This window comes from Microcoleus sp. S13_C3, from assembly GCF_036700905.1.
GTDB lineage: Bacteria > Cyanobacteriota > Cyanobacteriia > Cyanobacteriales > Microcoleaceae > Microcoleus.
Genome location: NZ_JAUBPT010000097.1, coordinates 18168 through 31633 on the forward strand (window position 1 = coordinate 18168; position 13466 = coordinate 31633).

At 43.8% G+C, this 13466-nt stretch carries 18 protein-coding genes and 1 pseudogene; 10 read left to right on the top strand and 9 right to left on the bottom strand.

Annotated elements, in window-relative coordinates; genetic code table 11:
• From QUA16_RS23595 to QUA16_RS23610, 4 genes are all read right to left on the bottom strand, one after another.
• Positions 1 to 1353, bottom strand: a 1353-nt coding sequence (locus QUA16_RS23595) for a tetratricopeptide repeat protein (protein WP_333181354.1), incomplete at its 3' end; no start/stop codon positions are given.
• Complete coding sequence (locus QUA16_RS23600; RefSeq protein ID WP_333106266.1) at positions 1310 to 2665, bottom strand: P-loop NTPase fold protein; 1356 nt, start codon at positions 2663 to 2665, stop codon at positions 1310 to 1312. The genes QUA16_RS23595 and QUA16_RS23600, both read right to left, overlap by 44 nt.
• Before the next feature lie 180 nt (positions 2666 to 2845).
• Positions 2846 to 3367: a tetratricopeptide repeat protein gene (locus QUA16_RS23605; protein ID WP_333106268.1), complete on the bottom strand. Its 522-nt coding sequence runs from the start codon at positions 3365 to 3367 to the stop codon at positions 2846 to 2848.
• 47 nt (positions 3368 to 3414) lie between these two features.
• Entirely contained in the window at positions 3415 to 3774 is a 360-nt protein-coding gene (locus tag QUA16_RS23610; protein ID WP_333106269.1) for a single-stranded DNA-binding protein, read from the bottom strand.
• 330 nt (positions 3775 to 4104) lie between these two features.
• On the opposite strand from QUA16_RS23610, the gene QUA16_RS23615 reads away from it, so the two are divergent.
• The 3 genes from QUA16_RS23615 (at position 4105) to mreD (ending at position 6573) form a co-directional block, all read left to right on the top strand.
• Positions 4105 to 5112 (top strand): rod shape-determining protein, encoded by a 1008-nt coding sequence (locus QUA16_RS23615; RefSeq protein WP_006632285.1) that lies wholly within the window; start codon positions 4105 to 4107, stop codon positions 5110 to 5112.
• Positions 5113 to 5203: 91 nt separating this feature from the next.
• Complete coding sequence (gene mreC, locus QUA16_RS23620) at positions 5204 to 6010, top strand: rod shape-determining protein MreC (RefSeq protein WP_333106270.1); 807 nt, start codon at positions 5204 to 5206, stop codon at positions 6008 to 6010.
• Positions 6007 to 6573 (top strand): rod shape-determining protein MreD, encoded by a 567-nt coding sequence (gene mreD, locus QUA16_RS23625; RefSeq protein WP_333106271.1) that lies wholly within the window; start codon positions 6007 to 6009, stop codon positions 6571 to 6573. The genes mreC and mreD overlap by 4 nt, the downstream gene beginning before the upstream one ends.
• A gap of 269 nt (positions 6574 to 6842) precedes the next feature.
• Here the strand turns inward: mreD and QUA16_RS23630 are convergent, their stop codons facing one another.
• Positions 6843 to 7634 (bottom strand): HAD family hydrolase, encoded by a 792-nt coding sequence (locus tag QUA16_RS23630; RefSeq protein WP_333106272.1) that lies wholly within the window; start codon positions 7632 to 7634, stop codon positions 6843 to 6845.
• A 246-nt stretch (positions 7635 to 7880) separates the two neighbouring features.
• On the opposite strand from QUA16_RS23630, the gene argB reads away from it, so the two are divergent.
• Positions 7881 to 8792, top strand: coding sequence for an acetylglutamate kinase (argB, locus tag QUA16_RS23635; protein ID WP_333106273.1), 912 nt, complete (start codon positions 7881 to 7883; stop codon positions 8790 to 8792).
• A gap of 163 nt (positions 8793 to 8955) precedes the next feature.
• Positions 8956 to 9219, top strand: a complete 264-nt coding sequence (locus QUA16_RS23640) for a DUF4926 domain-containing protein (RefSeq protein WP_333106274.1) — start codon at positions 8956 to 8958, stop codon at positions 9217 to 9219.
• A gap of 120 nt (positions 9220 to 9339) precedes the next feature.
• On the opposite strand, the gene QUA16_RS23645 is transcribed toward QUA16_RS23640, so the two are convergent.
• From QUA16_RS23645 to QUA16_RS23655, 3 genes and pseudogenes are all read right to left on the bottom strand, one after another.
• A complete protein-coding gene (locus QUA16_RS23645; protein ID WP_333106275.1) occupies positions 9340 to 9636 on the bottom strand; it encodes a hypothetical protein in 297 nt (98 codons plus the stop codon).
• Positions 9623 to 9865, bottom strand: a pseudogene (locus tag QUA16_RS23650) (BrnT family toxin); the annotation flags it as partial. The gene QUA16_RS23645 and the pseudogene QUA16_RS23650, both read right to left, overlap by 14 nt.
• A 66-nt stretch (positions 9866 to 9931) precedes the next feature.
• A complete protein-coding gene (locus QUA16_RS23655) occupies positions 9932 to 10171 on the bottom strand; it encodes a DUF433 domain-containing protein (RefSeq protein ID WP_333106277.1) in 240 nt (79 codons plus the stop codon).
• A gap of 188 nt (positions 10172 to 10359) precedes the next feature.
• On the opposite strand from QUA16_RS23655, the gene QUA16_RS23660 reads away from it, so the two are divergent.
• From QUA16_RS23660 to QUA16_RS23680, 5 genes are all read left to right on the top strand, one after another.
• Entirely contained in the window at positions 10360 to 10680 is a 321-nt protein-coding gene (locus tag QUA16_RS23660; protein WP_333106278.1) for a DUF433 domain-containing protein, read from the top strand.
• Complete coding sequence (locus QUA16_RS23665) at positions 10673 to 11008, top strand: DUF5615 family PIN-like protein (RefSeq protein WP_333106280.1); 336 nt, start codon at positions 10673 to 10675, stop codon at positions 11006 to 11008. Before QUA16_RS23660 ends, QUA16_RS23665 begins: the two co-directional genes overlap by 8 nt.
• A gap of 381 nt (positions 11009 to 11389) precedes the next feature.
• Positions 11390 to 11563, top strand: a complete 174-nt coding sequence (locus tag QUA16_RS23670) for a type II toxin-antitoxin system VapB family antitoxin (RefSeq protein WP_333106282.1) — start codon at positions 11390 to 11392, stop codon at positions 11561 to 11563.
• 78 nt (positions 11564 to 11641) lie between these two features.
• Positions 11642 to 11935: a DUF433 domain-containing protein gene (locus QUA16_RS23675; RefSeq protein ID WP_333106284.1), complete on the top strand. Its 294-nt coding sequence runs from the start codon at positions 11642 to 11644 to the stop codon at positions 11933 to 11935.
• Positions 11932 to 12276 carry a DUF5615 family PIN-like protein gene (locus QUA16_RS23680; RefSeq protein WP_333106286.1) on the top strand — a complete coding sequence of 115 codons (345 nt, stop codon included), beginning with the start codon at positions 11932 to 11934 and terminating at the stop codon, positions 12274 to 12276. Before QUA16_RS23675 ends, QUA16_RS23680 begins: the two co-directional genes overlap by 4 nt.
• Before the next feature lie 331 nt (positions 12277 to 12607).
• Here QUA16_RS23680 and QUA16_RS23685 read toward each other — a convergent pair whose 3' ends face one another.
• Complete coding sequence (locus tag QUA16_RS23685) at positions 12608 to 13342, bottom strand: transposase (RefSeq protein ID WP_333106287.1); 735 nt, start codon at positions 13340 to 13342, stop codon at positions 12608 to 12610.
• Positions 13343 to 13466 lie beyond the last annotated feature (124 nt).

Sequence of the window (13466 nt, forward strand, 5' to 3'; positions counted from 1 at the left end):
TTCCCCTTGATTTGCATAGATTATTGCTAGTTGGTGCAAAGTAGCAGCTTTCCCTTGAATATCGCCAATTTTTTCCTCAAGTTCGAGAGATTGTTGATAAAATGCGATCGCCTGTTCTACTTCCCCTTGATTTGCATAGATTATTGCTAGTTGGTGCAAAGTAGCAGCTTTCCCTTGAATATCGCCAATTTTTTCCTCAAGTTCGAGAGATTGTTGATAAAATGCGATCGCCTGTTCTACTTCCCCTTGATTTGCATAGATTATTGCTAGTTGGTGCAAAGTAGCAGCTTTCCCTTGAATATCGCCAATTTTTTCCTCAAGTTCGAGAGATTGTTGATAAAATGCGATCGCCTGTTCTACATCCCCTTGATTTGCATAGATTATTGCTAGACAGTGCAAAGTAGCAGCTTTCCCTTGAACATCGCCAATTTTTTCCTTAAGTTCGAGAGATTGTTGATAAAATGCGATCGCCTCTTTGGGATTTCCCCAATCGTCCTGAATCCATCCTAATTCATGTAAAGTATTTGCTTTTATAGATATGAATTCTTCATCATCTTTCGCCAAATCTAACGCTTGTTCCAGATAGTATTTTGCTGTTTTATATTCACTCCGACTGCGATAAGCAATCCCCAAATCATTCAAAACCCTGATCCGAGTTTTCAAATCCCTTTCAGTTTCCTCGCGCCCATTCGATGGAGTATATTCGATCAATAACCGTTTTAATAAATCGATACGTTCCTGCTTTTCCGGCAACTCACAATTGCTAATCCCTTTGCTAGCATCCAGAGTTTGAGAAATCGCATCATCTCTAGTATTTACAGGAGTTTTAAACACAAAAGTTCCCGAATTCCAGGCCCAGAAATCCGGCGCAAAATTAGCAACTCGCGTAATCGCATAATCCGGCAAACAAAAAATCATGGGATGCGGAACTTTAACCGGATAAGCATCTCGTACCCAATTAAAATCTACCAGCATCGGCGGATATTCCCCCGTCATCCCGATCGCATTTTCCAATCCCCGCACAATGAAAATCAACTTTTTGTCTGGTTGAACTTTGACTGTTGGCAAAACCTTAAGAATTTCATCCATCAAAAAGCGCATATCTGGATCGGGAAAATCCCAAACCTCAAACTGCATCTCTTGACAATCGGGATGACTAATTAAAGCCTGAATAATCGCATCTCTATCCCTGGCAAAATTACAGTCGATAAATCCCAAATCAAAGGCATCGTCGGGAACAATATCGACAAACGTCAGCAATTGATCGAAAGATTCTTGATTGAGTTCAACAATCCTTTGCTGGTATATTTCAGGGATTTCCTTGAATTGATGCCAGGGCTTGTTGGAAAGCATAGCTTTGTTTTACGAGTGGGTTGACATAATTCCACCGACTATTGCCGTTGTATTCCAAAACGGAAATATTGAATAATAAAGTTTGTCCGATTTCATCTTTATCAATATCTTTTTTGAGGCAAACTTGCGCTAATATGGTGTAATATTCGGCTGTAGGAGTAGACCTTTCAAAGTCAAATTGCTGTTGCTTCAAAGCGTAAGTGACATCCTCAGCCAAAACTTTACTGTGTTTGCGAGTAATGGCTGTGCGAAAAGCCGATCTAGTCGTCTGCATCAATTGTCGCACATGACCGCCACTAGCTTTTGCCAAATCTAGCAACTGTTGTCGATCGTCAAATACGGCACTAACATCAACCCGTTTTTCGATCAAACTGGCAACTCCCTCTAATCTTTGCTGATTGTAATTTAAATCGCACTCACTGCGATTAAATTCATAAATATTCACCATTGGCACGATGTTGGGATTACCAAACAAATTGCTGACATTTTTATAGGAATAAATTACCGAAATCGGCACTGTATAGATAATTGTACAGTCTAGTTCTTGGAGTTGAGGAGCGTAATCAAAAAACAAATGATTGGCAACATTGGGAGGAATCCGGTCTAAGTTATCAACAATCACCAAAAATCCTTTTTGATAGCGGTCGGGATATTTTCGTCTCAGCTTCTCAAAAGCATCTTTCAATAACAAATTAATATCTGTTTGCAAGCGGGACAAATTACGCTGAAGAGTTTCCCGAATTACTTTTTTTTGTTGACTAGAACCTTTGATTTGACCGAGCAATTTTGCTGTCAACTTATAAATAAAGGGAATTTCTGCGCCTGCACTTGCTTCAGTTTCGATGCTAACGGAAGATTGAACAGTTTCTTCGGTTTCTTTAGTGACTTCTTTAAACCACGATTCAAAACGATCTAAAAGTTTGGGGTCAAACTTCAATCGTAATTTAGTTAAATCATCAGCTACTTTGTTGATAAACAGCAAATATAAATCGGTATATTCTGCATCAAGAACATCTAGTTCCTGATCGAATTCTATGTAAATCACCCGATAGTCATTTTCCCAACGCGACTGAATGCGTTTTAACTCTGTACTTTTGCCGCATCCCCGATGTCCGGTAAACAAAATTGTGTTAAATTCTCCCGGTTCTTGAAGATCCAAATCCGTGCTAACATCGTCGATCGCTACTGTATTCCGTACTGCGGACAAATCCACATAATATCGCGCAATATCATCGCCCGTTAGAGGCTTGACATCGCAAGCGCGGTAAGCTTCTTTGAGTGTTTTGGCGCGGTTGGGTGGGAGTGAAGTCATCGGATTCTAGATTGTAGATTGTAGATGGAACCCACAGCTTATCGCGATCGCGGACGATCGGGATGTGGAGCTTTTTAACTCCTATGTTAACTCACATCTCGCACTATACTCAAGAACTAGCGCTCGCTACCAACCGACCACAGAAACCTGGTTTTTTCGCGAATCCACTTCCAAAAATGATTAATAACTAATAAATAAGCCGCCTAAAATTAGCCCGATCGCAATTAACGCCACCCAGATAAACCTATTATCTTTCGTATTAACCTGACTCAAATCTACAGGCTCTGGTACGGCTGGCTTGGGTTTAGCGTACTTGATATCAGCGTTCGGATTGGATTGAAAACTGATTGATTGATTTTCATCTAAAGCTGCCAAATCAGGGATTTTCACCATCCATTCAGGAGGGATAGTGAGTTTGGGAGCTTCGAGAATGAACAGCAAGCGCTTTGCTTGCTGGCGGGTTTCTTGGCGGGGATGGCGGGTGAGTTGCCGACAAAGCTCGATCGCCCTTTCTGTGTTGCCAGAGGCTTCGTAGGCTGTCACTAACCACATCTGCACCTCACCGCCCAACCGGGAATTTCGATCGACTAAACCGGTAGCTGTTTCTAAACTCTGCACAGCTTGAGCATACCGGCCACTCTCAAAAGCTACTTGCCCAGCTTGGTACTCAGTTTGAACAATTTCTAACTTTTCTGAAGTCACGAGCACCCACCCAATTCACAAATATTACTTCCCAAATTCCCCAAACGCTAGAATTCGCTGTGGTTTTGCGACATACCCGACTCGTTGTCGCGTTTGGAACCCAGCAAGTCTAAATGGTCTACCTTAATTACAGGCTTCGAGCGATTTGAACCCGTATTGCGGTCTTGCCAGCGATCGAACTTCAAAGAGCCTGTGACGCCAATTAGAGAGCCTTTGCGAACGTAGTCAGCAGCAATCTGCGCTGTTTTGCCCCAGATTTCCAGATTGAACCAGTCTGGTTGATCGCTGTTCTTGGTTCTGCGGTTCACTGCCAGCGTCAAACTACACTTAACTGTACCCGACTCAAAATACTTTACGTCCGGGTCGCCGCCGACGCGGCCTACTAAAGTCACAACATTAAGACTCATAAACTTTTTTTGGAATGTGGTCGATCGGTGATGTAGTTAAACAGTCCACACGCGCATTAGCCTCCAAACTGAACTTGGAACAACGCTTGTGAGGCTTCATCCTGATTGTACACCCAGTTAGCAGAACATATTGATAGTGGATGATTGGCGAGTCTGCGCTCAACCTGAGCTCGACAATGTACATTTCTGACTAGACTCAGGATGAAAAACGTAATAGAATCCACCTCGGTTACACTTTTGTAACAACATTATTGCACACAATAGTATTTTAGTTTTTGGGGGGGGTACGAATCAGTGGGTCTTCTCAATCGATTTTCGTTATCTAGAGATATGGGTATCGACCTCGGTACTGCTAACACGCTCGTTTATGTATCGGGCAAAGGTATTGTTCTGCAGGAACCTTCTGTAGTGGCGATCGACCAAGATTTAAAAATACCGCTGGCTGTTGGAGAAGAAGCCAAAAAAATGCTCGGCCGCACGCCAGGGAATGTCATAGCACTGCGCCCGCTTCGCGACGGGGTAATTGCAGACTTCGATACGGCGGAACTGATGCTGAAGACTTTTATCCGCAGGGTTCACGAAGGCCGAAGCTTAGTTTCGCCGCGGATAATTATTGGCATCCCCAGCGGTGTCACCGGAGTCGAGAGGCGTGCTGTCATTGAGGCGGCGACTCAGGCCGGTGCTAGAGAAGTACGGTTAATTGATGAACCCATCGCTGCGGCGATCGGGGCTGGACTGCCTGTTGCTGAGGCGACTGGCAATATGATTATAGATATAGGTGGAGGTACGACGGAAGTTGCGGTTTTGAGTTTGCAAGGTACGGTGATCAGTGAGTCTGTGCGGGTAGCCGGCGACGAACTCAATGAGGCGATCGTCCAATACATGAAAAAAGTTCACAATTTGGTCATCGGCGAACGCACTGCTGAAGAAATTAAGATTCAGGTGGGTTCTGCATATCCAACTCCAGAGGATGACGATGTAATGATGGAAGTGCGGGGCTTGCACTTACTGTCTGGTTTGCCGCGAACTGTTACTATCAAAGGCCCAGAAATTCGCGAAAGTATGTCGGAACCGCTTTCAGTAATTGTGGAAGCTGTCAAGCGTACTTTGGAACGCACCCCCCCGGAATTAGCAGCAGATATTATTGACAGGGGAATTATGCTGGCTGGTGGTGGCGCGCTGATGAAAGGTTTAGATACTCTGATCAGTCACGAAACAGGAATTGTCACTCACGTGGCAGCCGATCCGCTGTGCTGCGTGGTTTTGGGAACTGGTAGAGTATTGGAAAACAAACAGTTGGAACGGGTTTTCAGCGGGCAGTCGTCGCGTAATATGTAGTTAACAAATTTGGGATTGTGGATTTAGAAATAAATACGGCTGCAATCTCAAATCTAAAATCCTGACTTAACAATTTTAGATTAGTGAAATTATGCTAAAAAATACATTCCGAAAGTGGTGGGATCTGCGGCTGCAAATTGCTCTTCTAGGTTTCGCTGTAACTGCCGCTTGGGGAGTTCGACAAACACAAGGTGCTGCAGTATTTGAAGTTTACAATTGGGTGACGCGTCCGTTTCACGCCAACGGATCAGCGCAAGAGGAACTCATCTCGGCGCGCACTCAAGAATTGCAAGCGCAGGTATTAGAATTAGACAATCAAAATCAGAAGCTAAAAGAGCTTTTAGGTTACGTGTCGGCTAAGAAACCAGCAGGGATTGTAGCTCCTATTGTGGGTCGCAGCGCCGACCACTGGTGGCAGCAAGTAACCTTGGGGCGCGGCAGTAACGATGGCATCAAAACAGATTTTACTGTCATGGGCCCCGGCGGTTTAGTAGGCAGAGTTGTCAGCGTTACTCCTAATACTAGCTTGGTGCTGTTAGTCAGCGACGCTACGAGTCAATTGGGTGTGGGAATTACCCGCAGTCGCCACATGGGTTTTATGCGCGGTAAAGGCGGAAATCAGGCGGTGATGGAGTTTTTTGAGAATGTTCCCAATGTCAAGCCTGGGGATGTGGTTTCAACTTCTTCTTACAGTCAGTTGTTCCCTCCTGGTTTGCCTGTGGGAAAAGTGGTTTCGGTGGATATGAATAAAACTCCGGCTCCAGAAGCTGTGGTTGAGTTCTCTGCACCGATGAATGCTCTGGAGTGGGCGGTGGTTTACCCGCACTCTAAGCAAGCCGAACCAAACGATTCGCCGAGTCAATCTTCAGCAGCATCTGGGGGAGCACAGCAACAATGAAAGCTTTATCTCGGATGTCTTCGCGATCGCGCCAATTTCTCAACTTCGCAGTTACATTTCTATCTGTGATGCTGTGCATACTGATATTGCCCACTCGGCTGCCGGGAATGGAATTGCTGGGAATTGGGCCTAACTGGCTGTTAATTTGGTTGGTAGCTTGGAGTATTAAGCGGAAACGTACAGTTTGGGGAGCTGCTAGCATGGGCTTGGTTTTGGGGTTTCTTCAAGATGCGATGACGGCTCCTCATCCCAGCCACGCTGTGAGTCTAGTTGTTGTAGGAGTCCTAACAGTTGTTTTGCAGAAAACCTGGTCGATTCCGGTAGATATTGTTGAGAGAGATCCGATTCCGATCGCGTTAATTGTATTTGGGATGGCGGTGGTAGCGGAAACGGTGATGGGGCTGCAATTTTTTTCTATGGGCGATCGGGCTTTACTGGAAATTTGGAGCTATCACCAGCGAGTGGCTTTGTGTTCTGCTATTCTTAGCAGTCTTTGGGCTCCGGTGATTTATTTTCCGCTCAATCGCTTGTGGGAAATGACCAGGAATTTAGAAAAATCTTAGTCATTAGTCATTAGTCAGTAGTCAGTAGTCAGTAGTCAGTAGTCAGTAGTCATTAGTCAGTAGTCATTAGTCAGTAGTCATTAGTCATTAGTCATTCGTTAACAGTTAACAGTTAACAGTCAACAGTCAACAGTCAACAGTCAACAGTCATCAGTCATCAGTCATCAATCATTCGTTAACAGTTAACAGTCAACAGTCAACAGTCAACAGTCAACAGTCAACAGTCAACAGTCATCAGTCATCAGTCAACAGTCAACAGTCAACTGTAGTCATTCTACTATTACTTGTTGGCCCGAACCTAATAAGTGATGAACGGCAATAATCAAATCGCTGAGAATGAAATTAGGCTGATGCTTTTGCAGTTGATAGCGGCTGCGAATTCCGCAGGTAACAGCAATTGTAGGTATTCCTAATGCTTTGCCCGCGAGGATGTCTGCTTCTGTATCTCCGATCATCCAAGCCGAACCCAGCGATGACTCAAATTCTTCTGCAACTTCAGCCAACAATTCAGTTTTTAAGGCTGTATAGTTGTGATAGGCTGCATCCGCCATCTGAGTTCCGCGAATGCTGGTAAACAGTCTGGCTAAACCGTAATTTTGTAACAGTTGAACTGCTTGATTTCTCGGCCGTAGGGTAACTAAAATCAGTCGCACGCCGCGGGAGTGCAGAAGTCCGATCGCCCATTGCACTCCCGGCTGGATGCGATCTAAGTGCAACAAGTCTGGTTGATTGACAATCTGACTGACGCATCCGAGAAAAACGTGAATTTCTTCTCCCGACAAGCCGGAACTTTGGGCTATTTCAGCATCGGGCACGCGGTTTTGTTTCATTTGCCAAAACTGCTGTTTGCTGAGGATTTGAAGGTTGAGGTTGATTCCCCTAGCAAGATAAGCTGCTTGAGTATCGGCCAATCCCTGTTGATAGGTGGCATAGTAGCGATCGGACACATCGACTATGGGCCCGTCTAAATCGCAAAATACCGTCATCCGGGGGGACGAGTCAGCCTCTGATGGTAGCTTGTACTGAAGGTTTTCGGAGTCTTGGGCGACTGCAGTTAACATAAAACGTTAAGTAAATCTAGGGAGTTATACATTTCTTGACTGTAGCAAAAAATGTATAAGTTATAATACATAAAATTTAATGCTTTTATAAAAAAAACCTATGTTTTTTTTGAGGATGGGGTTCAATAAAGGCGATCGAGCCTGCCCGTGGATAAATTCAAGGGAAAAAGTGATTTTTGTGGCTGTTGATATGTGCTTTAGCCATTAAAGTTTAGAATTAAGTTTTTACTCTTCTGTAATTTACCCATGCTCAAACAAAGCGATTTTGTTAGGAATTCGGACACTAATCGAGTAGAGGTGCTGTCCGAAGCACTGCCTTACATTCAACACTTTGCCGGTCGCACCATTGTGGTCAAATATGGCGGTGCGGCGATGAAAGATAGCAATCTCAAAGACAAGGTGGTTCGGGATATTGTGCTGCTAGCTTGCGTGGGGATGCGTCCGGTTGTGGTTCACGGTGGCGGCCCGGAAATTAATATTTGGCTCGAAAAATTGGGAATTGAGCCGCAATTTAAGGATGGTTTGCGGGTGACTGATGCGGCGACAATGGAAGTTGTAGAAATGGTTTTGGTGGGTAAAGTAAATAAGGAAATTGTTTCGTTAATCAACCAAGCTGGCGGCAAAGCAGTGGGATTGTGCGGCAAGGATGCCAATCTGATTCAAGCTCGTCCCGATGGCCGGGAAGGAATTGGGTTTGTTGGTGAAGTCAGCGGCGTGAAAATCCAGATTTTGGAGTCTTTGGTGAACAGCGGCTATATTCCGGTGGTGTCGAGCGTGGCAGCGGATGAAAAAGGTCAATCTTACAACATTAATGCTGACACGGTAGCTGGGGAAATTGCGGCTGGTTTGGGAGCAGAAAAGTTGATTTTGATGACAGATACGGCGGGAATTTTGGAGGATTATCACAAGCCGGATAGTCTGATTGCTAAGTTAGATATTCAGGAAGCGAGAGAGTTGGTTGAGTCGGGAGTTGTGTCTGGGGGGATGATTCCGAAGGTTAATTGTTGTGTGCGGAGTTTGGCTCAGGGTGTGAAGGGTGCTCACATTATTGACGGTCGAATTCCTCATGCTTTGCTGCAAGAAATATTTACGGATGCGGGGATTGGGTCGATGATTGTGGCTTCTGAGTTTAGCAGCGCGAACTTAAGGCCTAAGTAAGGGGTAAATCCTAGCATGGGGAGGGCGGGTGCGTGAAATGGGTAAACTCGCGGCGATCGCGTATATCCTAACTAAACCTGCCCCTAAAAACCTTGAGAAGGTACTTCTGGGAAATTACTTCAACTAATTCTAACCGTTGTTGGATTTCAGCTTTTGTTAAACTATGATCAAACACTTTAGAGTTTTGGATTCTGTTGCGATTCTCAAGCCGATTGCCAATACGCGATTAGCGCTAGTGGAACCAGAATACGCATCTATTTCTAGTTTGCCAGTTGGACTTGTGGGAACTATTATTGAAGTGTATGATACGGAAAATGAATGTCAGTATTTAGTGGAGTTTGCTGATAGTCAAGGGAGTGAATATGCTATGGCTATGTTGAAAGCTGATGAAATTTTAGTTCTGCAATATGAACTTGCAGTTGCTTAGTAATGTGAGGAGAAGAGAAGTTAGATAAGGGCGATTCCCTACGGGATAGCTTCGCACGCGCGTACTTTAGGAAAATAAGGGCGATCGCTTTTTAGTTTTGTACTATAATCGCCCTATCATTTAACGTGCAGTTTCAGCTTGAATTTCTCGAATAATAGTTGATATTTCTTCAGGTGACTCCAGGTGTCTAGCCAAAACCTGAGCTGTTTTGTCCAGCAAGCGTTCTGAAAAGACTTTAGCTAAGTCTTCCCGTAAGCCTTGCCCTATATAAAACTTAAGCAATGCTTCTACAGACATATCTCGATTCGCCGCTATTTTCTCAAGTGATGCTAAAGTATCTATTGGAATGTTTAGCGAGACTATTTCCGCTGTACGAGGTCGCACTTGCAATTTTATTTCTTCTTCAGAATTGTTCATATAATTTCCTTTCAGTGCGGGTAGCAGGACGGGAAGAAATGATGCGTATTGGCAAGCTGCGTTCTACATAAACAACCAGTAATAGGCGTTGAGTGCGGGAGTAACCCAGGATAAAGTTACGCTGTTCGTCATTAGCCGTTGCATCTCCCTCCAGATAGAATGGATCGAAGAAAACTTCTGCGGCTTCTTCAAAGCTAACGCCATGCTTTTCTAGGTTGATTGGGAATTTGTTTGTGTCCCATTCAAACTCAACGCCTTACAGTCTGTACACACTATCCAGGGTTCGATATTAACATTATTTAAATAACAGCGATCGTACTTTTTCAAAATCTGACAAATCGCGAGCATAATCAAGACAAGCATCTATCTGTTCTTTGAGTAGATCGGGAAACTCGTCGATAATTTGTTCGACAGTATTATTTGATGCTAAATAACCTAAAATCAGAGTAACGGGAATTCTAGTGGCTTTGATTCTTGGTTTACCTCGCAGTACGTCGGGGGTACTAACGATATGTTCTCTCCAGTTTACGGGCATAACTTGTCCTTTCTCATCTGACAACTTATATTTTAACTTAGGGATGGCGATCGCCCTTGGAGATTGGGGATAAGAGAGGGGCGATCGCAGAACCGATTGATGAGAAAAAGGAAAAGGCGAGCGCGCTGAATTTGTTGGTGTTAATATGAAAGAGCTTAAACATTACTGATTAAGAGCCTTTAACTAAGATGTCTAAGGAATCAGTCATCACAGAACATATCGAAATTACGCCTGGGGTACTTGGTGGTAAGCCACGCATTGCGGGCCATCGAATTGCTGTAGCACACATCGCCGAAATGTATCTGAAAATGGGAATTTCTGTAGAAGAAATCGCCGGCAAGTATGACTTACCACTTGCCTCAGTTCATGCTGCAATGACCTACTATTACGATCATCGAGAAGAAATTGATCGTCGCACGGCTGAAAGTCGAGCTATTGTGGAAGAATTAAAGCGCAATAGTCCACCATCTCCGTTACAAGAAAAATTGAGGGCAATTAGAGGTGAGTGAGCCAATTCGTTTTCATTTAGACGGACATATTGACTCTAACATTGCGCGTGGTTTGCGTCGTTACGGGATAGATGTTACAACAACAGTTGATGCAGGATTGCGTACTAAAAGCGATGAGTCACACCTGGCATTTATTCGGGAACAGCAGCGCGTGATAGTAACTCACGATGACGATTTTTTAATTATGGCAAGCGATACGACAGATTATCCGGGGATTGTCTATTGTCCTCCTAATTCTCGTTCTGTGGGCGAGATTATCCGTAGTTTGATTTTAATTTATGAAGTGTATGCGCCTGAAGAAATGATCGGGAGGATTGAATATATTTGACATCATTGTAAGGCGATCGCACTTTAGGAAAAAAGGATGATCGTACTTGAGGAAAAAGAACAATTGCGTTACACCCAAAACATTAGGAAACTGCTTTGAGGTATGGCGTTACAGGCTTCAAATCGATGTCATCGTTGTCAGTCAGTATTTTAAATAAATGACGTAGGATGCCGGCTGCAATCAAAACTTCCAAATCGCGATCGAGCTTTGACGAGTCCTCATAAAGACTTGCCTGACTTACGCAAGCTAAACAGGCTTTTCATTCTCCCGTGAACTCAATGCAGAAAGCGATCGCCCATTGATAGAGTTTCAGTGCTACACTAAAATTAAAGCATTGTTCGGTGGCAATTACGTGATACCCTACTTGCACGAATAAAATATATGGTAACTACGCTCGAAATTGACCAAACTCTCCTTCAAGAAGCCCTTGATTTGAGTAACCATGCAACACCTACTACATTAATCGAAGCAGCTTTACGCGAGTACATTCAACGTCGCAAACAACTAAAAGTAATGGAATTGTTTGGTACTATTGACTACGATAATGAAAATTAGGTGATGTTAAAGTGTCATCAACAAAACCGAGTTTTAGGGTAAGTTATAATCAAGATCGATGTGTCCGGTTAATTTATCATGACTACACAATCTGCTTCGCGTTATGTCGCACGTCACCCTGAAATCTTGCAAGAGGAACCAATTATCGCAGGAACGAGAACTTCCGTTCGTGCGATCGTGGAATTGTGGCGCTTGGGTATCACTCCTGAAGAAATCCCGATGCACTTACCTCATCTGAAATTAGCTCAAATTTTTGACGCACTGAGCTTTTATTTGGATAACCAAGAAGAAATAAATACTTATATTGAGCGGAATCGAATTCCTGAAGAATTGATTCATCCTGCTGTAAAAGCTGCAATGAAAAAACCGTGAAACTATTTGCAACTATTAATACAGATGAAGATGTTTCTAGGCTGGTAGCTACTTTGCTTCGGGCTAGGGGTTTTGATGTGACGACAACGAGCGAACAGGGAATGTTGAGTCAATTTGATACCCAACAATTGGCTTATGCTGCATCTGTAGATCGATGTTTGCTGACTCATAATCGCGTGGATTTTGAGCGATTACACCTAGAATATATGACAGAAGGACGGGAACATTCTGGGATTATTGTGACTCCTCAAAAGAACGCCTATGAAATTGTCCAACGGGTTGCTATTCTGTTAAATACGTTAACGGCTGATGAAATCGCCAATCAGCTTTTATATGTGTAAATTGAGCGTCTAGTGAAAGATTAGCGATCGCACTTTGGGAAAATAAGGGCGATCGAGCTTTGACGAGTCTTCGTAGATGCCGACAAACTGACTAACTGTAGTTTAGACTAAAAAATGAGCTCAGCTAAAAGTAGCCACCTTTGAATCTCAGGCAAGCTGTTACTCAAAAACTCAAAAAGTAGAAGATTAAATAGCTAATCTTGAAGACTTTTTACGTCGAGAAGCCCGTTTTTTGACAGTGGGATAGCACGGTGCCTTGGTACGTACCCTTCCTTTTTCCCAACCGGGGGATTTTCCCCTATGTTTAGGGATTTTTGTTGGAGTACCAATGTCAACTAAAAGCGAAAACATTGATTGGGCAACACGTCCAGGGGTTAAATCGATCGTAGCAGATTGCTCTCGTCAGTCTATTCTCGATTACTAAATCTCTGGCCAACCAGAGTTGCCAACTCATCAACGGCATTAAATCACTCCAACGCTCAGATTGCTCAGGAGTTCTCAAGTTAGGCAATGTCCAATGCAATCTTTGCTTGGCAAACCTATACCAATGATCCACTCCAAAACGTCGTAAATATTTGAACCAGACTGTTTTTAGAGGGAGAGTTCGTTCTCCCACCCAAGCCAACCATAAGGGTGGAAATGGCTGACCATTTGACATAGGCTTCATTCTTTCGATCAGGATTAAATTGACTCTTTGTTCAGGGGCACGATAAAAATGCAAGTCAATCCATTGTCTGACTCGGACTTTTCCCAAATCTGGATGTTCCTCAATTTCAATCTCTGTATTCGCTTGAAACCATGTGGTTGGGTCATTGAGTCTCATTTTTTGACCATGTTTCCGTGGTCTACCGCGACCACTATATGCTGGTGGTGCTGACCATAGGCAGGCATTTTTTCGGACTCTCATTAAACAATCAGCAGGGATGTCCGCTTGTGTTAGCGCCAGTACCCAGCTTGCATTCCCATATTCTCGGTCTAAAACTGCTAAGACTGGATTGACGCTGTGTTCACAGACAAGTTTGAGTTGGGAAGCTGCTTGAAGTATGGGTGAAGACCCACTACTAATTCTTTCATGGAGTAGGGGTAATGCCCAACTTCCTTGTGATTCAGGTAGTTAGAGTCGATAGGGGCATTTCTACCCCTACCTCTCCTTCAGAACGGAACGTGAAACTTTCGCTTCATTCCGCTCC

Coding starts and splice junctions, on each gene's coding strand:
- QUA16_RS23600 (WP_333106266.1), bottom strand. CDS start 2,665: ATGACTTCACTCCCACCCAACCGCGCCAAAACACTCAAAGAAGCTTAC.
- QUA16_RS23610 (WP_333106269.1), bottom strand. CDS start 3,774: ATGAGTCTTAATGTTGTGACTTTAGTAGGCCGCGTCGGCGGCGACCCG.
- QUA16_RS23615 (WP_006632285.1), top strand. CDS start 4,105: ATGGGTATCGACCTCGGTACTGCTAACACGCTCGTTTATGTATCGGGC.
- mreC (WP_333106270.1), top strand. CDS start 5,204: ATGCTAAAAAATACATTCCGAAAGTGGTGGGATCTGCGGCTGCAAATT.
- mreD (WP_333106271.1), top strand. CDS start 6,007: ATGAAAGCTTTATCTCGGATGTCTTCGCGATCGCGCCAATTTCTCAAC.
- QUA16_RS23630 (WP_333106272.1), bottom strand. CDS start 7,634: ATGTTAACTGCAGTCGCCCAAGACTCCGAAAACCTTCAGTACAAGCTA.
- argB (WP_333106273.1), top strand. CDS start 7,881: ATGCTCAAACAAAGCGATTTTGTTAGGAATTCGGACACTAATCGAGTA.
- QUA16_RS23640 (WP_333106274.1), top strand. CDS start 8,956: ATGATCAAACACTTTAGAGTTTTGGATTCTGTTGCGATTCTCAAGCCG.
- QUA16_RS23645 (WP_333106275.1), bottom strand. CDS start 9,636: ATGAACAATTCTGAAGAAGAAATAAAATTGCAAGTGCGACCTCGTACA.
- QUA16_RS23655 (WP_333106277.1), bottom strand. CDS start 10,171: ATGCCCGTAAACTGGAGAGAACATATCGTTAGTACCCCCGACGTACTG.
- QUA16_RS23660 (WP_333106278.1), top strand. CDS start 10,360: ATGTCTAAGGAATCAGTCATCACAGAACATATCGAAATTACGCCTGGG.
- QUA16_RS23670 (WP_333106282.1), top strand. CDS start 11,390: ATGGTAACTACGCTCGAAATTGACCAAACTCTCCTTCAAGAAGCCCTT.
- QUA16_RS23675 (WP_333106284.1), top strand. CDS start 11,642: ATGACTACACAATCTGCTTCGCGTTATGTCGCACGTCACCCTGAAATC.